We start from the raw sequence: 25,822 nt of genomic DNA on the forward strand, positions 1-25,822 counted from the left end.
GCTCCCGTGGTCGTTGCCGATCCGGCCGCCCGGATCGGCGGTCGCGATGCCCACGGGCTCTCAGAATATCAAACGCTTGGCATAATCGGGCCCCCCACGTGCGCTGATCCGCCATAGCGGGTAAGCCGACCAACCGGTAGCTTGTCCGATTATGTCGATCGTGAAGCGAGCCGTCGGCCGGCTGGTCCACCGCGGGTGGGCCTACATGCGCGAAGCGGCCGCGATCAGCCCCGGCTCGACCGGCGGATATCGGTTCCGCAGCCTCGGCGAGGGCGCCTGCATCGCCTTCCCCGTCGGTGCGATCTTCGGTGAGGCGTGGATCGAGATCGGCGCCCACACGCTGGTCGGGGAGCGCGTCTCCATCTCCGCCGGGATGGGTCCCGGCGTGGACCTCGGCCCCGCCTCGATCGTGCGCATCGGCCGGGGCTGCTCGATCGGCCGGGGCAGCCACATCGTCGGCCACCAGTCCATCGACATCGGCGACGACGTCTTCACCGGCCCGTACGTCTACATCACCGACCAGAACCACGTGTACGACGATCCGGACACGCCCATCGGGCGGCAGTGGCCGCGCAACAAGCCGGTCGTCATCGGCTCGGGCTCCTGGCTGGGGACGGGGGCGATCATCCTGCCGGGGACGAGGATCGGCCGCCAGTCCGTGGTGGCGGGCGGTGCCGTGGTCCGTGGCGAGTTCCCCGACCACTCCGTCATCGCCGGCGTCCCGGCCAAGGTCGTCCGCACCCACTCCCCCGAGCTCGGCTGGCACAACCCGTCCGGCCTCCGGCTGTCCGGCCCCCTGACCGCGCCCCGCCCCCCGGCCGAGAGCCTGACCTGGACCGACCGGCTCTCGTAGCGCCCTCGCCCCGCAGCCCACGACCTGGACCGACCGGCTCTCGTCGCGTCCTCGTCCCGCAGCCTGCGAGTTGGACCCACCGGCTCTCGTCACGCCCTTGCCCCGGAAGCCCGCGACCTGGACCGACGGGCCTGCCGGACGTAGGTTCACGGCATGCGCACCCGACTCACGGAGCTGCTGGGCATCGAGTTCCCGCTGGTCGCCTTCAGCCACTGCCGCGACGTCGTCGCCGCCGTGACCAACGCGGGCGGCTTCGGCGTGCTCGGCGCGGTCGCCTACTCCCCCGCCCGCCTCGACCGCGAGCTGTCGTGGATCGACGAGCAGGTGCGCGGCCGGCCGTACGGCGTCGACGTACTGCTCCCGGGCCGGGTGGACGCGGCGGCCGCGGACCCGGCGGCCCGGCTGGGAGAGGCGATCCCCGACGCGCACCGCGACTTCGTCGCCCACCTCATGCGCAAGTACGACGTGGGCCGTCCCGACATCTGGCCCCCGGACGGCGGAGCCTGGGCGCCGCCCACGACGGCCGCCGGCCGCGCGGCGGACGAGGCCGGCCGGCGGGTGACCGCGGCGGGGGCGATGGGCCTCGTCGACGTGGCCCTCAAGCATCCCGTCCGGCTGATCGCGAGCGCGCTCGGCCCTCCCCCGCCGGAGATGGTGGACAGGGCCCGGTCGGCGGGGGTGCCCGTGGCGGCGCTCGTCGGCACGGTCGAGCACGCGCGGCGGCAGGTGGCCGCCGGGGCCGACGTCGTCGTGGCCCAGGGCACGGAGGCCGGCGGTCACACCGGGGAGATCTCCACGATGGTCCTGGTCCCCCAGGTGGTCGACGCGGTCGCGCCGGTGCCGGTGCTCGCCGCCGGCGGCGTCGCGTCCGGCCGCCAGATGGCCGCCGCGATCGCGCTCGGCGCCGAGGGCGTGTGGTGCGGGTCGGTCTGGCTGACGACCGAGGAGGCCGAGACGCCGCCGGTCGTCCGGGACAAGCTGCTCGCCGCCACGTCACTCGACACGGTCCGGTCCCGGTGCCGTACGGGCAAGCCGGCCCGCCAGCTGAAGTCCGCCTGGACCGAGGAGTGGGACGAGGCCACCGAGAGCCCCGGCCCCCTGCCGATGCCGCTGCAGATGCTGCTGGCCGAGCCGGCGCTCGCCCGGGTCGTACGGGCGGCGGAGGCGGGCGGCGAGGGCGCGCGGGACCTGGCGAACTACTTCGTCGGCCAGGTCGTCGGCCAGATGAACCAGGTCAGACCGGCCCGCGAGGTCGTCTACGCCATCGTCTCCGAGTACGTCGAGGCGGTGGCCCGGCTCAGCCGTCTGAGCGGCTAGCGACCTCGCCCGGGCGGGCATGGCCGGCCGTCAGGCCATGCGCCCCGATGCCCGGACCGCCCGTCATCGCACGCGTCGACAAGCTGGAGGCGTGAGCGGCGCCGGGCACGCCCGTATGGGCCACGCGGGCGGGCGGAATCCGTCAGGGCGGGCCGTGAACGGGGGCGTCAGGGCGCGCGCCCGGGATCGGCGGCGGCGCGGACCCGGCGGTTCTCGCGGTAGCGGCGCACCCGCCGGACCAGCCGCCACGCGACCACGGCGAGGACGACGAGCGCGACGATCACCAGCACCGGCACGAAGATCGCGATCAGGCTCATGCCGAGGGAGCTCACGTCCTCGACCGTGCTGACCACCGGCGCGCCCACCCCGGCCGTGGTGGCGTTCACCACGGGCCGCGCCCCGGCCTTGATCAGGTGGACGGTGAGGGCGACCACGATGCCCAGCACCCACCCCACCGCCGGGTGCTCAGCCATCCAGGCCGAGTTGTCCAGCTTGGCCGCTGCGGCCGTCGCGCTGAAGACCACGCCGCCCGCCGCGGGCCGCACGGCGGTCTGGATGATGTCGTTGACGTGGTCGACCACGGGAACCTTGTCGAGGACGAACTCCGCGACCAGCAGCACGGCGATGATCGCCAGCACCCAGCCGTTGGACAGCCACGCGTACTCGTGCGGCAGCCGTACGGCGTCGCTGAAGTTGGCGAGCAGGCCGACGACCATCAACGGGATGTACGCGTTGAGCCCGGCCGCGGTCGACAGTCCGAGCCCGGTCAGCGCCGCGAACATGAACCACCTCCTCCGCTACGCGAGACACCCTCGCGTTCACTCAACGGACGGGCGGCCTCGCGTGTCCCCGCTTACTACCTCGGATCGCGCGGCCGACACACGGATTCACGCCCCCGGCGCCTCGACCAGCGCGTCGAGGAAGCGGGTGATCTCTTCGGCACGGGCTCCTCTCTTGCCGAGGGCACTCATGCGCTGCGCCTGCTCGGTCGTCGGGAGGAACCCGACCAGCAGGGCCGGCAGGAACAGCCGCCGCATGAGCAGCTCGGGGGCCGACACGCCCTCGGGACGGCGGACGACCGAGACGTTCACCCGGACGGCGTGCTCGTTGCCCGGCGGCACCCCGGGACGGTCGGCCTCGATCGCCGCGTAGCGGAATCCGTGGGCGAGGTCGCAGCGCGGGCATCCGGCCCGGCGGCCGAGGGCGCCGCCGCACTCCCCGCACGTCAGCCGGTCGAGGGCGGCGTCCACCACCCGCCAGTCGTGCCGGTGCGGCTCGTCGGCCACCATCCCGGCGACGGCCCGTTCGTCGTCCGCCGACGGGCTGCCGAACTCCGCGAACAAGAACCCCCGCCAGCTCTCCTCCACGACGGCGTCCACCAGGGCGGCGCACCGCGGGCAGCCGGGTGCTCCCCCGTACTCCCAGCCCCCACAGGACAGGCATCGCCTCAGGGGTTCGCCGACCGCCGGTCGCATACCGGACCTCCTTCACCGCGAAACGGCCGCCGGGCGAGCGACGGACGTCGAATCCGGTCGCCGGATCGCGCGGGACGTGACGGTGACGGCGCGCCGGGGGCCGCCGCCGGCCGCAGGCTAACCGCCCGCGACCGGGCACAGCCACCCGTTTTCCCGGCCCTGCCGGCGGCTCCCGAGTGGCGGCGGGCGCCTACCGCACGCCGGCTTCGCGCATGTCCCGGACCTCGCGCTTGAGCTCCTTGATCTCGTCGCGCAGCCGGGCCGCCACCTCGAACTGGAGGTCGGCCGCCGCCGTGTGCATCTGCTCGGTGAGCGATTCGATCAGCGACTCCAGCTGGGCCCGCGGCATCTCGCCCGCGATGGCCTTGGCGTGCTGCCCCGCCGTACGGGACGCCACCCCCGGGACCGGAGCCTTGCCGCGCGACTGCTGCCGCCCGGCGCCGCCGAGGAGCTGCTCGGTGTCGGCGTCCTCCCGCGCCAGGCTGTCGAGGATGTCCGCGATCCGCTTGCGCAGCGGCTGCGGGTCGATGCCGTTGGCCTTGTTGTAGGCGATCTGCTTGGCCCGGCGCCGGTTGGTCTCGTCGATCGCCCGCTCCATGCTGGGCGTGACCTTGTCGGCGTACATGTGGACCTGGCCCGACACGTTGCGGGCCGCGCGGCCGATCGTCTGGATGAGCGAGGTCTCCGAGCGCAGGAAGCCCTCCTTGTCGGCGTCGAGGATCGACACCAGCGACACCTCGGGCAGGTCGAGGCCCTCGCGGAGCAGGTTGATGCCCACCAGCACGTCGAACTCGCCCATCCGCAGCTCGCGCAGCAGCTCGATCCGCCGCAGAGTGTCGACCTCGCTGTGCAGGTAGCGCACCCGGATGCCGTTCTCCAGCAGGTAGTCGGTCAGGTCCTCGGCCATCTTCTTGGTCAGCGTGGTGACCAGCACCCGCTCGTCCCGCTCGGCCCGCGCCCGGATCTCCTCCATGAGATCGTCGATCTGGCCCTTGGTCGGCTTGATGACGACCTCCGGGTCGACCAGGCCGGTGGGCCGGATGACCTGCTCGACCACGTCGCCCTTGCTCCGCCCCAGCTCGTACGGCCCGGGGGTGGCGGACAGGTACACGGTCTGGCCGATCCGCTCCAGGAACTCCTCCCACTTCAGCGGGCGGTTGTCCATGGCGGACGGCAGGCGGAAGCCGTGATCCACAAGGGTGCGCTTGCGGGAGGCGTCGCCCTCGTACATGGCGCCGATCTGCGGGACGGTCTGGTGCGACTCGTCGAGCACCAGCAGGAAGTCGTCCGGGAAGAAGTCGAGCAGGGTGTGGGGCGCGGTGCCCGCCTCGCGCCCGTCGATGTGGCGGGAGTAGTTCTCGATGCCGGCGCAGGTGCCGATCTGACGCATCATCTCGATGTCGTACGTCGTGCGCATGCGCAGGCGCTGGGCCTCCAGCAGCTTGCCCTGCCGCTCCAGCTCGGCCAGCCGGTCGACCAGCTCGGCCTCGATCCCGGCGATCGCCCGCTCCATCCGCTCCGGGCCCGCCACGTAGTGGGAGGCCGGGAAGATGTGCAGCTCGTCGTCCTCCCCGACGACCTCGCCGGTCAGCGGGTGGAGGGTGGCCAGCTTCTCGATCTCGTCGCCGAACATCTCGATGCGGACGGCCAGCTCCTGGTAGACCGGGATGACCTCGACCGTGTCGCCGCGCACCCGGAACGTGCCGCGGGTGAAGGCCAGGTCGTTGCGCGCGTACTGCATGTCGACGAGCTTGCGCAGCAGCTGGTCGCGGTCGATCCGCTGGCCGACCTTGAGCCCGACCATCCGGTCGACGTACTCCTGCGGGGTGCCCAGGCCGTAGATGCACGACACCGAGGCGACCACGACGACGTCGCGGCGCGACACCAGCGACCAGGTCGCCGAGTGGCGCAGCCGCTCCACCTCCTCGTTGATCGAGGAGTCCTTCTCGATGTAGGTGTCGCTCTGCGGGACGTACGCCTCGGGCTGGTAGTAGTCGTAGTACGACACGAAGTATTCGACGGCGTTGCCGGGCAGCATCTCCCGCAGCTCGTTGGCGAACTGCGCGGCCAGCGTCTTGTTCGGCTGCATGACCAGCGTCGGCCGCTGGACCCGCTCGATGAGCCAGGCCACGGTGGCCGTCTTGCCGGTGCCGGTCGCGCCCAGCAGGACGGTGTCCTTCTCCCCCGCCCTGACCCGGCGCTCCAGCTCCGCGATGGCGGCGGGCTGGTCGCCGGACGGCGTCATGTCGGTGACCACCTCGAACGGCGCCACCCTGCGCTGCAGATCCGCGATAGATGTCATCGCCCGCTCACCACTCCTCGCTCGTCTCGCGGTCGCCCCGTCCCCCGGCTGCCCCGCCGGACGCCGCGCCGCCGGCCGTGCCCTTCGGCGCCCCGGACCGGCTCTCACCGCACCTCACATAACCTACGCGCCGCCACCGACAATTCCGCCGCCCTCCAGCGGCGGCGCCCGGCGGAGGACCGGGACACGCGTCCCCGTCCGGGCCTTTGCCCGCGCGTGACCCGGTGGTTACGATGCGGGCGGGGGCCGACACCGGCGGATGCGGGGCTGACTCATGGCGGGGTTCAAGGAGGCCGCTGGCCGTTCCCTCTCATGGGCGGCGAAGAACGTCGACGGCGCGATCGCCCTGGTGCTCGCCGTCGCGGTGGGCGTGCTGGGCGTGCTGCCCGACTCCGTCCTTAAAGACACGGTGAAGTCCCAGCTCGTCAGCAGCAGCACCCTCGTCATCCTGGCGCTGGTCGCCACCGCCCTCCTGCGCGACCGCGTACGGCAGGAGCCGGTCGAGGAGGCGATGAACGCGACCTCGGCCGCGATCACCGGGCTCCCGGAGCGGCTGCGCCGCCTCGACGAGCTGGAGGCCCTGGTCGGCGACACCCGCCGGGCGCTGGAGGACATGTCGGTCGTGCGGGTGCTCGGCAGCCAGCACGAGATCGCCCAGGCCCACGCGGACGCGCGGCGCGGCACCGACCGGTGGACGTTCAAGGGCGGCACCGGCACCTACATCCGCGCCGTAACGCTCCCCGAGTGCGTCGCCGCCGCCCGCCGCGAGAAGCGGCACCTCACGATCCGGCTGGAGATCATCGACCCGGCCGACGAGGAGGTCTGCGAGAGCTACGCGCACTACCGCCGGTCGCTGTCCGACCGTCCCGACGGCACGGGCGAGGTGTGGACGACCGACCGGGCCAGGAAGGAGTCGTTCGCCACCGTGCTCGCGGCGTTCTGGCACCGCCAGCGGTACGGCCTGCTGGACATCGCGGTCGGCCTGTCGTCGGTGATGACGACGTTCCGCTGGGACCTGTCCAGCCACGCCGTGATCATGACGGTGGAGGACCCCAACCGCGCGATGACCGCCCTCGCCGGCACCTTCTACTACGAGAGCTGCGACACCGAGCTGCGCACCAGCCTCGAACAGGCCCGCCGGGTGCCGGTCGACCGGTACAAGACCGTGCCGCTCAGCGACGAGCCGACGGTCGAGGAGGTCCGCCGGCTCTTCGACCGGATCGACCTGCCCCTGCCCAAGTCGTTCACCGACCGGGACGTCGTCCAGATCACCCGGAAGGCACTGCGGGCGAAGGACCCGTACGGATCATGAGATACCAGGACGTGCTGGACACGATCGACGGCGGCCGCACCCGCAAGTGGGCGCTGGAGGTCCTCGGCGAGATCGCCGCGGGCGGGTCCGGCGTGCGCGCGGTCCGCCACCCCCTCGGGTTCCTCTGCCTGCCGGTCGAGCGGGCGGGCGAGTTCGGCGTGTGCGTGCACGTGTGGTCGGCCGGCGCCGCGCACGCGGTGAGCACGACGTCGCAGGTCCACTGCCACAGCTGGGACCTGGTCAGCCACGTGCTCTACGGCCAGGTCCGCAACGTCCACGCGGTGGTGGCCGACGCCGCCGACCACCCCACCCACCGCGTCTTCGAGGTCGTCAGCACGCCGGACGGCGACGTGATCAGGCCGACCGGCCGCACCGTCCGGTACGCCGCCGGGCGGGCCGAGCTGTTCGGCCCCGGCGACACCTACACGCTCGGGGCCGGCGCGTTCCACAGCAGCGTCATCCCCGAGGGCGGCGAGGCCGCGACCGTCGCGCTGGGCCGGGGCAGGCCCGGCCTCGGCGACCTGTCGCTCGGCCCGCTCGCCACGCCCCTCCACCACGTGAGGCGCGAACGCCTCGACGACGCCGAGACCGCCCGCGCCGCCGAGCTGGCCAGGAGGAGCATATGGACCTCGAACACGCGCGGCGGGTAGCCGTCGAGGCCGCGGAGGCCGCCGGGACCGCCCTCCGGGCGGGCGCCTCCGGTCCCGTCGGCGTCCACCCCAAGGGCCGGTCGGGGGACGTCGTGACCGACCTCGACCTCGCCGCCGAACGCATCCTCCTCGACCGCATCCGGGCCGCGTTCCCCACGCATCGGATCGTCGCCGAGGAGTCGGGCGTCCACGGCGGCGGCGACTGGACCTGGCTCATCGACCCGCTCGACGGGACCAACAACGTCGCCATCGGGCTGCCCGCCTACGTCGTGGGGCTCGCCCTGTGCTCCGGGGGGCGCCCGCTGCTCGGCGTCGTCCACGACCCCGTCACCGGGCACACCTGGTCGGCCGTGCGCGACGCGGGCGCGCTCGGCCCGTCCGGCCCGCTGTCCGGTCCCGCGCCGCGCGACCTGCCGCACGGCCCGGTCCTCGCGTGGACCCAGGGGTACGGCGTCGCCCGCGACGACCCGGCCGTACGGTCCCTGAAGATGACGATGGAGGTACGGGCCCGGCGGGTGCTCCAGCTGTGGGCGCCGCTGCTGTCGTGGGCCATGCTGGCCCGGGGGGACATCGACGGGATGATCGGCTACCGCGCCGAGGCCGTCGACCTGCCGGCCGGCGCGCTCATCGCGCAGGAGGCGGGCCTGGAGATCCGCGCCCTCGACGGCGGCCCGTTCGAGGAGGACGTCGACGGGCCCCGGGAGGACCGCAGCTTCGTGGCCGCCCGGCCCGAGCTGATCGGCGACCTGCTCGCGCTGGTCGCCGAGGCGCGCGTCCTCGCCGCCGCGCTCCCGCCCGCCCCGACCGCGCACGCCTGACGGCCCACGCCCAGCGCCCCGACCGCGCACGCCTGACGGCCCACGCCCCGGCGAACAGCCGGCCGGTCAGGGGCCGAGCAGGGCGACGGCGAGGTCGCGGACCGACCGCCTCAGCCGTTCCACGCCCCCGTCGGCCATGACGTGGCGCACCAGGTCGCCGTCGAAGAGCGCGAGCAGCGCGTGCGCGGCGAAGCCGGCGTCGAGGTCCGGGCGGATCTCCGCGACGAGGGCGGTCAGGTGGCCGTGCCAGCGGACGTACGTCGGGTCGGCGTACCGGTCCTCGGCGCACACCCGCTCGTGCGCGGCGAACAGGGCAACGTTCCGGCCGGCGAGCTCGGCGAGCTCACCGAGGAAGCCCAGCAGCCGGGAGCGCGGAGGGGCGCCGGGGCCGAGCGCCGTGCCCGGGGTCGCGACGGCCTCGGCGAGCCGGGCCGCCCTCTCGGCCAGCAGTTCCTGGAACAGGCCCGCCCTGCTCCCGAACCGCCGGAAGACCGTGCCCTTGCCGACGCCCGCCCTGGCGGCGACCTGGTCGAGGGAGAACCGCTCGGGGCCGTGCTCGGCCAGCAGCTCCTCCGTCGCCCGCAGGACGGCGAGGCGGTTGCGGGCGGCGTCGGCGCGTTCCCGGACCACTCGACCACTCCCTCTTGTAACCGGACCGGCGGTCCTCCTAGTATCCCATGGGAGGAATGCGGACCATTGGTCCGGATAATGACGGAAGGAAGTGGCGTGCGCGCGCTGATCGTCTCCCCCGGCGGACCCCTGCTCACCCAGGACGTGCCGGAGCCCGAGCCCCGCCCGGACGAGGCGCTGGTGGAGGTGCGGCACGCCTCCGCCAACTTCGGCGAGCTGCGCCACGCGGCGGGCCTGCCGCCGGGCACGGTGATGGGCTACGACGCCGCGGGCGTGGTCCTGCGGCCGGCATCCGACGGGAGCGGGCCGGGGGCGGGCGAACGGGTCGTCGCCTTCGGGGCGGGAGCCTGGGCCGAGCGGGCCGCGTTCCCCACCGGCTCGCTGGCCGTCGTGCCCGCGGGGGCGGACCTGGCCGAGGCGGCCGCGCTCCCCCTGGCCGGGCTCACGGCCCTGCGGACGATCCGGGCGGCCGGGCCGGTCCTCGGGCGGCGGCTGCTGGTCACCGGGGCGTCCGGCGGCGTCGGCCGCTACGCCGTCCAGCTGGCCAGGCGGGCCGGGGCGTACGTGATCGCCTCGGTCGGCGCGCCCGGACGCGGTGAGGGCCTGCGCGAGCTGGGGGCCGACGAGGTCGTCGTCGGCCTCGACGGCCTGGCGCCGGTCGACGTCGTGCTGGAACTGACCGGCGGCCCGGCGCTGGTGCGCTGCTGGGAGCTGCTGCGCCCGGGCGGCAGCCTGCAGAGCGTCGGGTGGGCCTCCGGCGAGCCGGCCGTCCTGCCGCCCGGGTGGAACTTCTCGCTCGGGCCGGCCCGGACGCTCAGCTCGTTCGGCGACGTGTCCGAGCCCGGCCCCGACCTGGCGTACCTCGCCGGCCTGCTGACGTCCGGCGGCCTGTCCGCCGAGGTGGCCTGGCGCGGGTCGTGGGAGCGGATCGGCGAGGCGTCCCGCGCGCTGCTCGGCCGGCGCCTGGCCGGGAAGATCGTCATGGACCTGTAGCGCCGGAGGCGGCTCAGGCGGTGGCGAGGAGGACGGCGACGGTCGCGGCGATGGCGGCCGCGGCGAGGCCGGCGCCCGTCAGCACGAACTTGACGAGCGGCACCCGCACCTCGCCGCGGCGGCACCACTCGAACCACAGCAGGGTGGCCAGCGACCCCCAGGGCGTGACGACCGGTCCCAGGTTGGTGCCGACGAGCAGCGACAGCAGCTGCGTGTGGTTCGCCGCGGGGATGACCTGCTCGCCCGCGACGTAGGCCGGCAGGTTGTTCACGACGTTGGACAGGCCCGCCCCGGCCGCCGCGGCCCGGTAGGCGCCGTCTCCGTCGCCGCCGGAGCCGACGATCGCGTGCATGACGTCCGCCAGCCCGAGCCTGCTGAGCGTCGGGACCACGAGGAACAGCCCGGTCACGAACACCAGCAGCCGCCACGGCAGCAGGCTCCAGACGAGCTTCGACCGGTCGCGCCACGCGAACGCCGCGACCACGGCCACCGCCGCGACCAGCGCCGCCACCCCGATCTGGACGCCCGCGAGGATGGCGGCGACGAACAGCACGCAGGCCACGCCCGCCACCCCGAACAGCACGCGGTCGGCCACGGCGACGGGGGGCGGCGGCTGGTAGCGGGCCTCCCCCCGCTCCCCGCGCCGCCAGTAGAACACCCACAGGAACGCCATCGTGACGACGATCGAGACCAGCGTCGGCGCCCACATCCGGGCCGCGAACGCCCGGGTGTCGAGGGCCACCCGGTTCATGGCGAGCAGGTTGGTCAGGTTGGAGACCGGCAGCAGCAGGCTGGCGGTGTTGGCCAGCCACGCCGTGGTCATCGCCAGCGGCAGCGGCGCGATCTTGGCGCGGGGGGCCAGCGCCAGCATGACCGGGGTGAGCAGCACGGCCGTGGTGTCCAGGTTGAGGACGATCGTCACGAGGGACGCGAACGCCGTGCAGAGGAGGAACAGCGCGAAGTAGCTGCCGCGGCCGACGATCGCGAGGCGGGTCGCGATGACGTCGAAGACCTGCGCCTCCTTCGTCAGCTCCGCCAGCACGATCACGGCGCCGAGGAACAGCAGCAGGGGCGCGATGCGGTCGATGCTGTCCCTGGCCGTCGCCGCGGGCAGCAGGCCGGTGGCCACGAACACGATCCCGGCTGCCAGCAGCCCGAACCGGATCCAGTCGAGAACGGACACCCGCCGAAGCCCACCCGCCACGGGGCACACCCTATATCGGTGTGATCGGCCCGGTACCACCGGAGATCGCGCAAGCCCTCCAAACCGTCGGTGAGAGCGGGGATACTGGCGTCATGACCCGTGGCGATCTCCCCCGTCGTCCCCGCCCCGCCGTCCCCGCCCCGGGAGCGGGCGCACGGGAGACGGCATGAACGGCCGCGAGGACGCCCGGACGGAGATCTTCATCAGCTACTCCCCCGCCGACGAGCGGTGGGCGACGTGGATCGCCTGGCAGCTGGAGGCCGCCGGCTACCGCACCATGCTCCAGGCGTGGGACTTCGTGCCCGGCACCAACTTCATCGACTTCATGGACCGCGGCGTCAGCGAGGCCGACCTCGTCGTCGCCGTGCTCACCCGCAACTACCTCCAGTCGCGGTACGGACGGCTGGAGTGGCAGGCCGCGCTGCGCGCCGATCCCGACAACCCCTCCAACAAGCTCGTCACCGTGCGGCTGGAGGACTGCCCGCTCGAGGGCCTGCTGTCGACGATCACCTGGGTCGACCTCCTCGGGGTGGCCGATCCCGACGAGGCCCGGCGGCTGCTGCTCACCCGGATCCGCCAGGCGCTCGCCGGGCGCGCCAAGCCCGCCGAGCAGCCCCACTTCCCGCCGGCGGCGGTCGCGGCGCGTCCCGGCCCGCCGGACGAGCCGCCCCGGGAGCCCGCCGTACGGGTGCCGCGGCCGCGGCGCACCCCCGCGACGGCTCCCGCCTTCCCCTCGGCGGCCCGCGCGGGCGGCGCGGCGACGGTCAGCATGCTGCACGTGGCCGGGCCGCGGTTCGGCCGCGGGCTCGCCGAGGCCGACGAGCCCATCGACGCGGGTGAGCTGCAGGCGAGCATCTGGGCCGACCTGACCCGGCTGGCGGACGCCGGGGTGCCCCGGCCCGACCTGCTGGTCGTCACCGGCGACCTCACCGAGTCGGGCAGCATCCGGGAGTGCGAGCAGGCGCTGACGTTCCTGACGGGGCTGCGCGTGCTGCTGGGCCTGGAGCCGGGCCGCCTGGTGGTCGTCCCCGGGCCGCGCGACGTCACCAGGGCCGCCTGCCGCGCCTACTTCGCCACCTGCGAGGCCGACGACGTGGCACCCCAGCCGCCGTACTGGCCGAAGTGGCGCCACTTCTCCACTCTCTTCAAGGAGATCTACCAGGGCCTCGACGGGCCGGCGTTCGACAGCGCGCAGCCGTGGACGCTTTTCGAGCTGCCCGAGCTGCGGACGGTGGTGGCCGGGCTCAACTCCACGATCGCGATGAGCCACCGCGAGGAGGACGACCACGGGTTCGTCGGCGAGGCCCAGGCGGCCTGGTTCGCCGAGCGGCTGCGGCAGTACGACGGCTGGCTGAAGGTGGGGGCCGTCGCGCACCCGCCGCCGGGCCTGCGCGACGCCGGCACGCTGGAGCGCCTGCTCGGCTCCCGCCTCGACCTCCTCCTGCACGGCCGCGACCCCCGCCGCGGCCCCGAGGACCTCTGGGAGCTCGACGGGCTGCCGTGCCTGCCCGCCCTCGCGCCGGGCCGCCACCAGATCGTCCAGCTCACCCCGGAGGGGCTGCGCCGGTGGCCGCGCGACCGGGCCGAGCTGGGCGGGCCCGAGGTCGTCCCGTACGCCTGGCGGCTGTGGCGGCCGCAGAGCCCGCCCGCGCCGGCCGAGCCCGGGCCGCCGCCCGAGCCCGACACCCAGGCCGGGCCGGCCGACCTGCTGCTCGACCGGATCGTCGAGGTGTGCGAGACGCGGTTCGAACGGGCCAAGATCCGCCGGGTCCCGGGCGACCCGCCGCACCTGCTCGTCACCCACCCCGAGGACGGCTTCGTCCGGCAGTTCCTCATCGGCGCCCACGCCGGGCCGCTCACCCGCGACCGGGTCGAGGCGTTCCTCGCCCACGTGCACGCCGCCGGGCTGGAGCACGGCTCGGAGCTGGTTTACCAGGGGCCGACCCCGGCCCAGGCGCTGCGGGACGACGCGCTGCGGCGCGGGCTGCGGCTGCGCAGCTTCACCGAGTTCCAGGGGCTGCTCGACCTGTCCGACCACGTGGCCGGGCAGACGGCCCGGCTGCGGAGCGACCGACGCTACCCGCCCGACCTGTACGTGCCGCAGCGGTTCCGGGAGCTCGACCGGGCCGGGGAGGGCGTCCGCGACGACCTGGCCGGGGAGCTGATGCGGCTGCTCGCCGCCGACCACGGCCGGTTCGTGCTCGTGCTCGGCGACTTCGGGCGGGGCAAGACCTTCGCCCTGCACGAGGTGGCCCGGCGCATCCCGTCCGAGCTGCCGCACCTCACGCCGATCCTGATCGAGCTGCGCGCCCTCGACAAGGCGCACTCGGTCGACGGTCTGGTCGCCGCCCACCTGGCCAACCACGGCGAGGAGCTGATCGACCTCAAGGCCTTCCACTACATGCTGCGCCAGGGCCGGATCGTGCTGCTGTTCGACGGCTTCGACGAGCTCGTCACCCGGGTCACGTACGAACGGGCGGCCGACCACCTCGACACCCTCCTGCAGGCCGCGGAGGACAAGGCGAAGATCGTGGTGGCCGGCCGCACCCAGCACTTCAAGTCCCGCAGCCAGGTGATGACCGCGCTCGGCGAGAAGGTCGGGCTGCTGCCCAACCGCCGGGTGCTGAGCATCGAGGAGTTCACCCAAGACCAGATCAGGGCGTACCTGGTCAACCGGTACGGCTCGCAGCGGGCGGCGGACGATCGCATGGACCTGCTGCGGGGAGTCGGCGACCTGCTCGGCCTCGCGCAGAACCCCCGGATGCTCAGCTTCATCGCCGACCTGCCCGAGGAGCGGCTGCGCGCCGTGGCGCAGGCGGGGGAGGCGATCAGCGCCGCCGGCCTGTACCAGGAGATCCTCGACACCTGGCTGGCGTTCGAGGAGAACCGCACCCGCGGCGTCGCCGGCTCGCCCGGCGGGCTGACCCGCGACGAGCTGTGGCGGGCCGCGACGACGCTCGCCCTGCGCCTGTGGGAGACCGGCGAGACCTACCTGCGCCCGTCGGAGCTCTCCGAGGTCGCCGACACGCTGACCGGCCTGACCGGTTCCGCGGACCGGCCTGGCGGGGCCGAGACCGAGCAGGAGGGCGCCGGGCGCGCCGCGGTGTCGGGCGACCGGCTGTCGCCCGGCCAGGCGGCGCACGCGGTGGGGGCCGGGAGCCTGCTGGTCCGCACCGACGAGGGGCTGTTCGGCTTCATCCACGCGTCGGTCGTGGAGTGGCTGGTCGCGCGCCACCTGTCGGGCTCGCTCGACGACCTGGCGCTGCGCCCGCTGTCGGCCCTCACCGTCGACTTCCTGTGCGACCTGGCCGACGCCGCCCGCCTGCAGTCGTGGGCCGCCCGCACGCTCGCCTCCCCGGCCTCCGGCGACGCGGCCAGGGCCAACGCGATCAAGGTGACGACCCGGCTGCGCACACCGGCGCGGACCGACCTGCGGGGCGCCCGCCTCAGCGGGGAGGACCTGTCGTACCGGGAGCTGTCGGGCGTCGACCTCACCGGCGCGGACCTCACCGACGCGCGGCTGGTCGGCGCCAACCTGGCGCACGCCGTGCTGCGCGACGCCACGCTCGCGGGCGCCCGGCTGGACGAGGCCGTGCTGGCGGGCGCCGACCTGCGCGGCGCCGACCTGTCGCGGGCCCGGCTCGCCCGGGCCGACCTGCGCGACGCGGCCGTCGAGGGCGGCACGTGGGACCGGGCCGCGTTGATCGACGCCGTGGGCGTCCCGGCCGACGCCCCCGAGCTCCGCGGCGCCGCCGTCGCGCCCGGCCGGCCCGTGACCGCCGAGCTCGCGCCCGCCCTCGTCGGCGTGCCGTACGGCTACCACTTCGAGAGCAGCCGGCTGCCCGAGCCCGTCGCGTACAGCCCCGACGGCGGGATGCTCGCGGTGGGCAGCGAGGACGGCGGCGTGCTCGTCTGCGACAGCGTGACCGGCTCCGCCCTGCGGACGCTCCAGGGCCACCGCGGGCGGGTCTACAAGGCCGTGTACGGCGCGACGGGACTGGTGACCGGCGCCGCCGACGGGACCGTCCGCGTCTGGGACACGGCGACCGGCGCCGCTCTCCACGTCCTGCAGGGCCACCCCCAGGGCGTCTGGCCGGTCGTGACGTCCGGCGACCTGATCGCCGCGGGCGGAGCCGACGGGGTGGTGCGGGTGTGGTCGGGCGGCGAGCCGCTGCTGGAGCTGCCCGGGCACGCTGCGCCCGTCTACACGGCCGTCTTCCTGCCGGGCCTGCTCGTCACCGGCGACTCGGCGGGGGCGATCCGCGTGTGGGACCTCGCCACCGGCCGGGTCCGCCACCACCTCCACGGCCACAGCGGCGCCGTCTACCGGCTCGTCCTCAGCCCCGACGGCACGCTGCTCGCCGCGGGCGACGGTCAGGGCGTGCTGCGGATCTGGGACCCCCGCACCGGCGAGCCGATCCACGAGCTGACCGGCCACCCCGGCCGGATCTACGCCATGGCGTTCCACCCCGGAGGCCACCTGCTCGCGTCCGGCGACACGACGGGAGCCGTGCGGCTGTGGGACCCGGTCGCGGGCACCCCGGCGGGCGACGTCCCCGGCCACCGGGGCGCCGTGTACCAGGTGCTGTTCAGCCCGTCCGGGGAGCTGCTGGCCACCGGCGACAGCGACGGCGTCGTACGGACCTGGGACACCGCGACGGCCCGGCCCCGAACCGAGCTGACCGGGCACCGCGGTTCGGTGTGGCCGTTCGCGTTCCGCCCGGACGGCCGGCAGCTCGTGACCAGCAGCAACGACGGCACGACCCGCCTGTGGGACCCGCTCACCGGGCAGTGCAGGCAGACGCTGCGGGGGCACGGCCGCCGGATCACCTCCGTGCGGTTCTCCGCCGACGGCAGCATGCTCGCCACCTGCGGCAACGACGGCTACGTGCGGCTGTGGGACCCCCGGACCGGCCGCCGGCACCGCTCCCTCACCGGCGCGGCCGACCGGCTGGTCTCGGCCGTCTTCAGCCCTGCCGGGCCGCTGCTGGCGACCGCCAGCAACGACGGCGGCGTCTACCTGTGGAACCCGGCCGCCGGGACGTACGAGCGCGAGCTCAACGTCGAGACCGACCACGTCTGGGCGGAGGCGCTGAGCCCGGACGGCGAGCTCCTCGCGACCGCGAACGACGACGACAGCGTCCGGCTGTGGTTCCGCACCACCGGACGGCAGGTGGTCAACCTGGCCGGCCACCGGGGCCGGGTGCGCTCGATCGCGTTCAGCCCGGACGGCCGCCTGCTCGCCACCGGCTGCGACGACCGGAAGGTCCGGCTGTGGGAGGTGCCCTCCGGGGCGTACGTCGCCACCCTGGACGGCCACGAGGACCGGGTGTACTCCGTGGTGTTCCACCCGGACGGCCGGTTGCTGGCGAGCGCGAGCAACGACGGCACCGCCCGGCTGTGGGACGTCACGAGCGGCCGATGCCGGCACGTGCTCGAACGCGGAGCCGGCCGGCTCTGGACCGCCGCGTTCAGCCCGTCAGGCGACCTGCTGGCCACGGCCGGCGACGACCTGACCGTGCGGCTGTGGGACCCGGTGTCGGGGGCGCACGTCCAGTCGCTGACCGGGCACACCCGCCGGGTCTGGTCGGTGGCGTTCCACCCCTCCGGCGACCTGCTCGCGAGCGCCGGCGACGACGGCGTGGTGATCCTGTGGGACGTGCCGGCCTGGACCCGGCGGGCCACCCTGCTCGGCCTGCCCGAGGGCTGGGCGGCGTTCGCGCCGGGCGGCCACTACAAGCTGGAGGGCGACGTGTCCGGCCAGTTCTGGTACGTCGTCGGCATGTGCCGCTTCGAGCCTGGCGAGCTCGACGAGTACCTCCCCGAGGTGCGCCGCCTGGCCCTCGACGAACCCTTCTGAGCGCCTTTACGTCGTAGATCAGCGACGGGTGGTCAGGTCGAGCCAGACCTTGTCGGCCTGGGCGTCGAGCGACTCGAGCGTGCCGCCGTTGTCGATCACGATGTCGGCGACGGCCAGCCGGTCCTCCCGGGTGGCCTGCGCCGCGATCCTGGCCCGCGCGTCGGCCTCGGCCATGCCGCGGAACGTGCGCAGCCGCTCGATCCTGACGTCGTCGGGCGCGTCGACCACGATCACGACGTCGTACAGGGGGGCGAGGCCGTTCTCGGCCAGGAGCGGGACGTCGTAGACGACGACGGCGTCCTCGGGGGCGGCCCGCTGGAGCTCCTCGACGCGGGCGCCGACCTTCGGGTGGACGATGCCATTGAGGATCTTCAGCTGGGCGGCGTCGGCGAACACGATCGACCCGAGCTTCTCGCGGTCGAGCGTCCCGTCGGGGCGGAGCACGCCCTCGCCGAACGCCTCGACCACCTCCGCCAGCCCCGGGGTTCCCGGTTCGACCACCTCTCGGGCGATCGTGTCGGCGTCGATCACGACCGCGCCGTGGGCCGCGAGCCTGCGCGACACCTCGCTCTTGCCCGACCCTATGCCGCCCGTGAGCCCGACCTTCAGCACGCCCGAAGCCTACCGGCCGCCGGGCCACCCACGGGAGGCCGGTCGCCCGTGGGCGCCGCGGTCGCCTCAGCCGAGGGCGCGACGGAGGTGGATGAGGGTCAGATGGTCCTGCAGTCGTTCGCGGTGGGTCTCGCGGTAGCCGAGGCGGCGGTACAGGCGCAGGTTCCCCTCGGACAGGTGCCCGGTGAACAGGTCGAACGCGGTCGCCTCGGGGACGGCCTCGTGCAGGGCGGCCAGCAGGGCGCCGCCGATCCCCTGGCCCTGCCGGTCGGGCGCCACCACGAGGCGGCCGACGAGGCAGGTCGTGCCGGACATCCGGCCGCGGACCGACCCGACGATCCGCCCGGCGTCGACGGCCTTGAGCACGATGCCGTTCTCGACCACGGCGCGGACCTGGTCGAGGGACTCGACGAGCGGGCCGATGAACGGGTCGCCGTACATCTGGGCCTCGGTGACATAGGCCGCCCGCTGGAGCGTGAGGATCTCCCCCGCGTCCTCAGGCCGCGCCCGCTCGATCTCCACCACGCGATCACCCTACCGGTGGCCGCCCCCGCCGCTTCGCGGCCGTCTGGAAAGCAGGACGCCGACATGCCGACCGGTGCGGCGCGGCCGCATGGCGCGGCCGCATGGCGTGGCCGAGGCGCGGGAGGCGCCGCCACGCGCCAGGAGTTGCCTGTCCGGCCGCTTGGCGAGGGCTGGGGACGCGGAAAGGCCCCGCCCGGAAGGGGCGGGGCCTTTCGCTCGGTCTTACCGCCGGCTGGGCCGGTGGGCGATCAGCTCTGGCCGCCGGCCAGCTTCTCGCGCAGGGCCGCGAGGGCCTCGTCGGAGGCGAGGGCGCCGCCGGTCTGGGCGTTGGTCTCGCCGCCGCCGCTGTAGGACGAGGGAGCGGCCTCGCTGGCCGCCGCCTCCTCCTGGCGGGCCTTCTCGATCTGCGAGCGGTGCGCCTCGAAGCGGGCCTGGGCCTCGGCGTACTGCCGCTCCCACTCCTCGCGCTGCTTGTCGAAGCCCTCGAGCCACTCGCCGGTCTCGGCGTCGAAGCCCTCGGGGTAGATGTAGTTGCCCGCGTCGTCGTAGGTCGCCGCCATGCCGTACAGCGTGGGGTCGAACTCGACCTCGGTGCCGACGCCCTCGTTGGCCTGCTTCAGCGACAGCGAGATCCGGCGGCGGTCCAGGTCGATGTCGATGATCTTGACGAAGATCTCGTCGCCGACCTGCACGACCTGCTCCGGGATCTCCACGTGGCGCTCGGCCAGCTCGGAGATGTGGACCAGGCCCTCGATGCCCTCCTCGACCCGGACGAACGCGCCGAACGGCACCAGCTTGGTGACCCGGCCGGGGACGACCTGGCCGATCTGGTGGGTCCGGGCGAACTGCTGCCACGGGTCCTCCTGCGTCGCCTTCAGCGACAGCGAGACCCGCTCGCGCTCCATGTCGACGTCGAGGACCTCGACCGTGACCTCCTGGCCGACCTCGACGACCTCGGACGGGTGGTCGATGTGCTTCCAGGACAGCTCGGACACGTGGACCAGGCCGTCGACGCCGCCGAGGTCCACGAACGCGCCGAAGTTGACGATCGAGGAGACGACGCCCTTGCGGACCTGACCCTTCTGCAGGGTGTTGAGGAAGGTCTGGCGGACCTCCGACTGCGTCTGCTCGAGCCACGCGCGGCGGGACAGGACCACGTTGTTGCGGTTCTTGTCCAGCTCTATGATCTTGGCCTCGAGCTCGCGGCCGACGTACGGCTGGAGGTCGCGGACACGGCGCATCTCGACCAGGGACGCCGGGAGGAAGCCGCGCAGGCCGATGTCGAGGATCAGACCGCCCTTGACGACCTCGATGACGGTGCCCGTGACGATGCCGTCCTCGTCCTTGATCTTCTCGATCGTGCCCCAGGCGCGCTCGTACTGGGCGCGCTTCTTGGACAGGATCAGGCGGCCTTCCTTGTCCTCCTTCTGGAGGACCAGGGCCTCGACGTGCTCTCCGACCTCGACGACCTCGGCCGGGTCGACATCGTGCTTGATCGAGAGCTCGCGGGACGGGATGACGCCCTCGGTCTTGTAGCCAATGTCGAGCAAGACCTCGTCTCGATCGACCTTGACAACGGTGCCTTCAACGATGTCGCCGTCGTTGAAGTACTTGATGGTCTCGTCGATCGCGGCGAGGAAGGCCTCCTCGGAACCGATGTCGTTGACCGCTACCTGCGGGGTGCTCGAGGTGGCCTCAGTGCTGCTCGTCATGTGTGGAATTGCTCCGAACCGGACAGATGTCGTTGTGACAGAAGCGCAGCGGGCCTGTTTTCGTTCACCGAAGTCTGATCTTTCCTGAACCTACGGATGACCGAGCGCGAGCCCGCTCCGTCCGTGACGCGCGCGAGCCCACAGCGCAGCGATCAGCATATGAGACCTGAAGGGCGGGGTCAATCCGGACCGGCCACAGAACCGCTCGCCCGCGCCTCTAGTACGCGATGACCGCTTTGGCCTCACTTGACCGGACCCGGCCCTTCAGTTTCCGCGGAACGGACACATGGGTGGGGTCCCCATCGGACGTATAGCGCTCCTGTGGGTGTTTGTCCAGCCAATCGAGCCAATAGGTCGTGCACCAGCGGCTGCAGTCACCGTGTTTTCCGTTGCTCTGGATCCTCGGTATCGCGTACCGCTGGAAGCTTTTCGCGTTGGGCGAAACCGCGGGCTCGGCCCCGGCGAGGAACACGCCGTCGAAGTGGTACTTCGTCCCGTCGTAGGAGCCGTCGTGCGCCGTGCCCGCCTTCTTCGGCTGCGACCCGTACGGCAGGGCGAACGTGGTGGACGAGGTCACCCCGAGCGTCTTGAGGAGCCGCTCCTGGCGGACGATCTGCTCGCGCACCTTCGCGCTGGGCAGGCGGTGCAGGTCGGGATGGGAATAGGTGTGGTTGGCCACCTCGAAGCCGTGGCCGAGCAGCCACTTCACCGCCTGCGCCTCGCTCGCCCTGTTCCGCACGCCGAACGGCTCCCGGTTGACGTAGAACGTGGCCACCGGCCGGAAGTCCGGGTGGCGGGCGGCGACCTCGTAGATGATCCCCACGGCCGTGTCGTTCCTCGGCATGCCGTTGGCGTCGACCGCGAAGTGCGAGGGGCTGCCGTCGTCGAACGTGAGGACGACCGGGTGCGACCCCGCGGGGATGTCGATCTTCCGGGAGACGAACTCGGCGGCGGTGACGGGGACGTAGTTGTCCTTGGCCAGCCGTTCGAGCTCGCCCCGCAGCTCGGCGGGTGTTCGGTCGATCGACGCGACGCGCCGGCGCAGCAGCCGGTGGTACATGATCACGGGCACCAGCCCGACCTCGTTCGCGCGCACCTTCTTCGCCGACTCCGCGGTCGCCTGGACCGGCTCCGCCGTCCGGGCGGGGGGCAGCGCGGCCTTCGGCGGCAGCGCCGTCCGCTCGGGCTCGGCACGCTCCACAGGAGGCAGCAGCACGAGCACGGCCAGACCGACGACGACCACGACGACGTTGGCGATGGCGGTCATCTGGGCAAGGCTTCGCACAGTTATTTGACCTTAGTGCCCGTCCTCACCCGATTCACATGTGTTGTGATTTCCCTGTGGACTGGAGTCTTCGCGCCTGCGGCCGGCATGGCCACGTCACGTATTCGCCGGACGAGGAGGCGCTGCGCTCGCGGCTGAGGGCCGAGACCGTTCTCGGCGAGGCGTGGCGCTGCCTGCGCTGCGGCGACTTCACGCTCGGGCCGCCGCGCGGGTCGGGCCCGGCGCGCGACGCCCCCGTCGTGCTGCGTGGGAACGCGCTCCGCGACGCCACGGTCCTGCGGCTGATCGCGGTCTTCCGCTGGCTGAAAGGCGTGCTCGTGCTCGCCGGCGCGTACGGCGTGTGGCGCTTCCGTGCGGAGCGGGACGCGGTGCAGCGGGCGTTCGACCAGGATCTGCCGCTGGTCAAGCCGATCACCGATCGGCTGGGCTGGAACCTCGAGGAGTCGGGGGTGGTCCACACGCTGCGGTCGGTGCTGGCGGCCAAGACCACGACGCTGACCGGGATCTCCGTCGGCCTCGTGGCCCTGGCGACCCTCATGATCGTCGAGGGCGTCGGCCTGTGGCTGCTCAAGCGGTGGGGCGAGTACTTCTCGGTGGTGGTGACCTCGGCCTTCATCCCCGTGGAGATCTACGAGATCACCGAGAAGGTCACCGCGCTGCGGATCGTCGTCCTGCTGATCAACATCGCGGCGGCGCTGTACATCGCCCTGAGCAAGCGGCTGTTCGGGCTGCGCGGCGGCCGGGCCGCCTACGACGCCGAACGGCACGAGGCGAGCATCCTGGAGGTGGAGGCGGCCGGTCTGGCCCCCTCCCGCCGCCCCTGACGCCAACCCTCCCGCCGCCCCTCAAGCCGGAGACCGACGCCGCCTCTCGACGCAGCCTCTGATGACGGCGGCGCCCCGGCCCCGGCCGGGGTCAGCGCCGGGCCCGTGCCCGGGGTCAACGCCCAGGCCAGCGCCGGGGGTCAGTGCCGGGATCAGTGGCCGGCGTCCTCCCAGGTGGGCCCGACGCCCACGCTCACCTCAAGGGGGACGCGCAGCTCGTAGGCGGCGCACATCTGCCGCCGCACGACGTCGGTGAGCTCCTCCAGCTCCCCGGGGGCCACCTCGAACACCAGCTCGTCGTGGACCTGCAGGAGCATCCGCGAGCGCATGCCCTCGACGGCCCTCTGGACGTCGAGCATGGCGACCTTGATGATGTCGGCGGCCGAGCCCTGGATCGGGGCGTTGAGCGCCATCCGCTCGGCCATCTCCCGCCGCTGCCGGTTGTCGCTGGTCAGGTCGGGCAGGTAACGCCGGCGGCCGAGGATGGTCTCGGTGTACCCGTCGGTGCGGGCCTGCGCGACGATGGCCTCCAGGTAGTCGCGGACGCCGCCGAACTCCTCGAAGTACTCCTCCTTGAGCGCCCGCGCCTCGGCGACCGGGATGTTGAGCTGCCCGGAGAGCCCGAAGTCGGACAGCCCGTAGGCCAGGCCGTAGTTCATGGCCTTGATCCGGGCCCGCAGGTCGCCGTCGACCTTCTCGGGCGGCAGGTCGAAGACGCGGGACGCGGTCGCCTGGTGGAAGTCGTGGCCGGACTCGAACGCCGCGATCAGCGACGCGTCCTGCGAGAGGTGGGCCATGATCCGCAGCTCGATCTGGCTGTAGTCGGCCGTGAGCAGGGTCTCGTAGCCCTCGCCCACGACGAAGCCCTTGCGGATGCGGCGGCCCTCGACCGTGCGGATCGGGATGTTCTGCAGGTTGGGCTTCTCGCTCGACAGCCGGCCGGTCGCGGCGACGATCTGGTTGAACGTGGTGTGGATCCGCCCGTCGTCGCCGATCTCCTTGATCAGCCCCTCGACCGTGGTGCGCAGCTTGGTCTGGTCGCGGTGGCGCAGCAGGATCGTCGGCAGCTCGTTGTCGGTCTGCAGGGCCAGCCAGGCGAGGGCGTCGGCGTCGGTCGTGTAGCCGGTCTTGATCCTCTTGGTCTTGGGCAGGCCGAGCTTGACGAACAGGATCTCCTGGAGCTGCTTGGGCGAGCCGAGGTTGAACTGCTCCCCCACGGCCTGGTGGGCGGCCTCCGTCGCGTGCTTCACGGCGGCGCCGAACTCCGCTTCCAGGGCCGCGAAGTACTGCCGGTCGGCGGCGATGCCGGCCCGCTCCATCTCGGCGAGCACCCGGACCAGCGGCAGCTCCACCTCGGTGACCAGGCGGGTGCCGCCCCGCTCGGACAGGTGCCCCTCCAGGGCGTCGGCCAGGTCGCGCACGGCCTGGGCCCGCAGCGCCAGGTCGCGGGCGGCGCTCACGTCGGCGTCGTCGAACAGCGAGCCCTGCCCGTCGGGCGCGGACTCGGCCCGCAGCTCGCGGTGCAGGTAGCGCAGGACCAGGTCGTCGAGCGGGAACGTCCGCTGCCCCGGCATGGCGAGATAGGCCGCCAGGGCCGTGTCGCAGGTGAGGCCGCGCAGGTCGTGGCCGTGCGCCCACAGCGCCAGCAGCGCGCCCTTGGCGTCGTGGACGGCCTTGGGCCGGGTCTCGTCGGCCAGCCAGGCACCCAGGGCCGCCTCGTCCTCCTCCGTGAGCCGGGAGGGGTCGAGGTAGGCCGCGCCGTCCGGCCCGGCCACCGCCACGCCGTCGAGCCTGCCGGTGCCGCTGCCGTACACGCCCTGGAACGCCAGGCCGGCCCTGCCCTCGGGGAGGGCGGCGAGCCAGGCGGCCACCTGGCCGGGCTCCAGCACGGCGACCTCCAGCTCGAAGCCCTCCTCGGCCTCCGGCTCGGTCGTGCCGAGGGTCTTGAACAGCCGCTCGCGCAGCTCGCCGCGGATCTGCAGGGCGTCGAGGAGCTTGTTGACCTCCTCGCGGTCCCACAGGCCCATCCGCAGGTCGGCCGTCTCGGCGTCGATCGCGACGTCGCGCTTCAGCTCGGTGAGCATGCGGTTGTGGATCACCTGGCCGAGGTGCTCGCGGAGCTTGTCGCCGACCTTGCCCTTCACCTCGTCGGCCCGCCGGACCAGCTCGTCGAGCGAGCCGAACTCGGCGATCCACTTCGTGGCGGTCTTCTCCCCCACGCTGGGGATGCTGGGGAGGTTGTCGCTCGGGTCGCCGCGCAGCGCCGCGAAGTCGGGGTACTGCGCCGGGGTGAGGCCGTACTTCTCGGCGACGGCCTCGGGCGTGAAGCGGGTCATGTCGCTGATGCCGCGCCGGGTCATGAGCACGGTGACGCTGTCGTCGACCAGCTGGAGCGCGTCGCGGTCGCCGGTGACGATGAGCACGTTCATCCCGTCGGCGGCGGCCCGGGTGGCGAGAGTGGCGATGAGGTCGTCGGCCTCGAACCCGGCCACCGACAGCCGGGGGACGCGCAGCGCGTCGAGCAGCTCGAAGATGAGCTGCATCTGGCCGCGGAAGTCCTCCGGGGTCTCCGCGCGGTTGGCCTTGTAGCCGTCGTAGGCCTCGTGCCGGAACGTGGGCTCGCTGCGGTCGAAGCAGACGGCGATGTGGCTCGGCTGCTCGTCCCGCAGGATGTTGGCCAGCATCGAGGTGAAGCCGTAGACCGCCTCCGTGTGCTGCCCGTCCGTCGTCATGAGGTTCGCGTCCTTCAGTGCGTAGAAGGCGCGGTAGGCGAGGGAGTGCCCGTCCAGCAGCAGCAGGCACGGACGGGTGGGGGTCGCTTCACTCTTCGGCACACCCGCAGCCTAGTCTCCCTCTACGACAGAAACCCCAGGCTCTTCCCACAGGAGGCGTCCCCTTGACCTTGACGAATCCGGAGGACCTCGTCGCGTCCATGAACGAGGCCGGGAAGGGCCACCTGCACGAGCGCATGGGCATCGAGATCCTCGAGGCGAGCGCCGAGCGGGTCGTCGCCCGCATGCCCGTGAAGGGCAACACCCAGCCGTACGGGCTGCTGCACGGCGGGGCGTCCTGCGTCCTGGCCGAGACGATCGGGTCGACCGGCGCCGCCCTGCACGCCGGCCCGGGGAAGATGGTGGTCGGCATCGAGATCAACGCCACCCACCACCGCTCCGCCACCTCCGGGGACGTGACCGCCGTCGCGACCCGGGTGCACGGCGGCCGCACGCTCGCGACGTACGTCATCGAGATCGCCGACGAGGAGGGGCGCGCGGTCTGCACGGCCCGGCTGACCTGCCTCATCAGGGACGCGTCCTGACGCCGCGGCGAGCCCCGCGGGCCGGTGAACACCACATTCACGGCCATACCGGAAAGGCTTACGACTCTCTTTGCACGGGAGCCCCAGGGGTCGCTACCGTTGTGGCTCCAGAGCCCGTGGGAGACCGAGTAGAC

19 protein-coding genes are annotated in these 25,822 nt (G+C 73.3%); 9 read left to right on the forward strand and 10 right to left on the reverse strand.

The genetic code is table 11. The annotated features are described in order from the left end of the window. The first annotated feature begins 151 nt into the window (after positions 1-151). Positions 152-853 carry an acyltransferase gene (locus Mco01_RS00340; protein WP_204054902.1) on the forward strand — a complete coding sequence of 234 codons (702 nt, stop codon included), beginning with the start codon at positions 152-154 and terminating at the stop codon, positions 851-853. A 153-nt stretch (positions 854-1,006) separates the two neighbouring features. Beyond that, positions 1,007-2,170 (forward strand): NAD(P)H-dependent flavin oxidoreductase, encoded by a 1,164-nt coding sequence (locus tag Mco01_RS00345; protein WP_204054903.1) that lies wholly within the window; start codon positions 1,007-1,009, stop codon positions 2,168-2,170. 167 nt (positions 2,171-2,337) lie between these two features. On the opposite strand, the gene Mco01_RS00350 is transcribed toward Mco01_RS00345, so the two are convergent. From Mco01_RS00350 to uvrB, 3 genes are all read right to left on the reverse strand, one after another. Further along, a complete protein-coding gene (locus Mco01_RS00350) occupies positions 2,338-2,952 on the reverse strand; it encodes a DUF4126 domain-containing protein (protein ID WP_204054904.1) in 615 nt (204 codons plus the stop codon). Positions 2,953-3,057: 105 nt separating this feature from the next. Then, positions 3,058-3,645 (reverse strand): hypothetical protein, encoded by a 588-nt coding sequence (locus tag Mco01_RS00355; protein WP_204054905.1) that lies wholly within the window; start codon positions 3,643-3,645, stop codon positions 3,058-3,060. 190 nt (positions 3,646-3,835) lie between these two features. Beyond that, complete coding sequence (uvrB, locus tag Mco01_RS00360) at positions 3,836-5,947, reverse strand: excinuclease ABC subunit UvrB (RefSeq protein ID WP_204054906.1); 2,112 nt, start codon at positions 5,945-5,947, stop codon at positions 3,836-3,838. A gap of 274 nt (positions 5,948-6,221) precedes the next feature. Here uvrB and Mco01_RS00365 point away from each other — a divergent pair, with 274 nt between their 5' ends. From Mco01_RS00365 to Mco01_RS00375, 3 genes are read left to right on the forward strand one after another with little or no spacing between them, the layout of a single operon-like run. Then, complete coding sequence (locus Mco01_RS00365; protein WP_204054907.1) at positions 6,222-7,259, forward strand: hypothetical protein; 1,038 nt, start codon at positions 6,222-6,224, stop codon at positions 7,257-7,259. Continuing rightward, entirely contained in the window at positions 7,256-7,909 is a 654-nt protein-coding gene (locus tag Mco01_RS00370) for a hypothetical protein (RefSeq protein WP_204054908.1), read from the forward strand. Before Mco01_RS00365 ends, Mco01_RS00370 begins: the two co-directional genes overlap by 4 nt. Next, positions 7,882-8,727, forward strand: a complete 846-nt coding sequence (locus Mco01_RS00375) for an inositol monophosphatase family protein (protein ID WP_204054909.1) — start codon at positions 7,882-7,884, stop codon at positions 8,725-8,727. Before Mco01_RS00370 ends, Mco01_RS00375 begins: the two co-directional genes overlap by 28 nt. Before the next feature lie 66 nt (positions 8,728-8,793). Here the strand turns inward: Mco01_RS00375 and Mco01_RS00380 are convergent, their stop codons facing one another. After that, positions 8,794-9,357 (reverse strand): TetR/AcrR family transcriptional regulator, encoded by a 564-nt coding sequence (locus tag Mco01_RS00380; protein WP_204054910.1) that lies wholly within the window; start codon positions 9,355-9,357, stop codon positions 8,794-8,796. 96 nt (positions 9,358-9,453) lie between these two features. Between Mco01_RS00380 and Mco01_RS00385 the strand changes: the two genes are divergently transcribed. Next, entirely contained in the window at positions 9,454-10,350 is an 897-nt protein-coding gene (locus tag Mco01_RS00385; RefSeq protein ID WP_239103229.1) for a zinc-binding dehydrogenase, read from the forward strand. Between the two features lie 13 nt (positions 10,351-10,363). Here Mco01_RS00385 and Mco01_RS00390 read toward each other — a convergent pair whose 3' ends face one another. Next, the gene (locus Mco01_RS00390) at positions 10,364-11,554 is read right to left on the reverse strand and encodes an ArsB/NhaD family transporter (protein WP_204054912.1); all 1,191 of its coding nucleotides are present in this window, start codon (positions 11,552-11,554) and stop codon (positions 10,364-10,366) included. Between the two features lie 166 nt (positions 11,555-11,720). Between Mco01_RS00390 and Mco01_RS00395 the strand changes: the two genes are divergently transcribed. After that, on the forward strand, positions 11,721-17,414 hold the full coding sequence (locus Mco01_RS00395) for a WD40 domain-containing protein (protein ID WP_204054913.1): 5,694 nt from the start codon (positions 11,721-11,723) through the stop codon (positions 17,412-17,414). An 18-nt stretch (positions 17,415-17,432) separates the two neighbouring features. On the opposite strand, the gene coaE is transcribed toward Mco01_RS00395, so the two are convergent. The 4 genes from coaE to Mco01_RS00415 all read right to left on the reverse strand — a co-directional run bounded on the left by coaE (position 17,433) and on the right by Mco01_RS00415 (position 21,530). After that, complete coding sequence (gene coaE / locus Mco01_RS00400; protein ID WP_204054914.1) at positions 17,433-18,026, reverse strand: dephospho-CoA kinase; 594 nt, start codon at positions 18,024-18,026, stop codon at positions 17,433-17,435. Positions 18,027-18,092: 66 nt separating this feature from the next. Beyond that, complete coding sequence (locus tag Mco01_RS00405; protein ID WP_239103230.1) at positions 18,093-18,551, reverse strand: GNAT family N-acetyltransferase; 459 nt, start codon at positions 18,549-18,551, stop codon at positions 18,093-18,095. Positions 18,552-18,799: 248 nt separating this feature from the next. Continuing rightward, positions 18,800-20,263, reverse strand: a complete 1,464-nt coding sequence (gene rpsA / locus Mco01_RS00410; protein WP_204054915.1) for a 30S ribosomal protein S1 — start codon at positions 20,261-20,263, stop codon at positions 18,800-18,802. A gap of 217 nt (positions 20,264-20,480) precedes the next feature. Continuing rightward, positions 20,481-21,530, reverse strand: a complete 1,050-nt coding sequence (locus tag Mco01_RS00415) for a polysaccharide deacetylase family protein (protein WP_204054916.1) — start codon at positions 21,528-21,530, stop codon at positions 20,481-20,483. Positions 21,531-21,604: 74 nt separating this feature from the next. Here Mco01_RS00415 and Mco01_RS00420 point away from each other — a divergent pair, with 74 nt between their 5' ends. Then, the gene (locus Mco01_RS00420; RefSeq protein WP_204054917.1) at positions 21,605-22,372 is read left to right on the forward strand and encodes a DUF2127 domain-containing protein; all 768 of its coding nucleotides are present in this window, start codon (positions 21,605-21,607) and stop codon (positions 22,370-22,372) included. 152 nt (positions 22,373-22,524) lie between these two features. Here Mco01_RS00420 and polA read toward each other — a convergent pair whose 3' ends face one another. Beyond that, entirely contained in the window at positions 22,525-25,206 is a 2,682-nt protein-coding gene (polA, locus tag Mco01_RS00425; RefSeq protein ID WP_204054918.1) for a DNA polymerase I, read from the reverse strand. Positions 25,207-25,304: 98 nt separating this feature from the next. On the opposite strand from polA, the gene Mco01_RS00430 reads away from it, so the two are divergent. Beyond that, positions 25,305-25,688: a hotdog fold thioesterase gene (locus Mco01_RS00430; protein ID WP_204055192.1), complete on the forward strand. Its 384-nt coding sequence runs from the start codon at positions 25,305-25,307 to the stop codon at positions 25,686-25,688. The last annotated feature ends 134 nt before the right edge of the window (positions 25,689-25,822 follow it).

Origin of the sequence: Microbispora corallina (assembly GCF_016863035.1) — a bacterium.
Taxonomy (GTDB): domain Bacteria; phylum Actinomycetota; class Actinomycetes; order Streptosporangiales; family Streptosporangiaceae; genus Microbispora; species Microbispora corallina.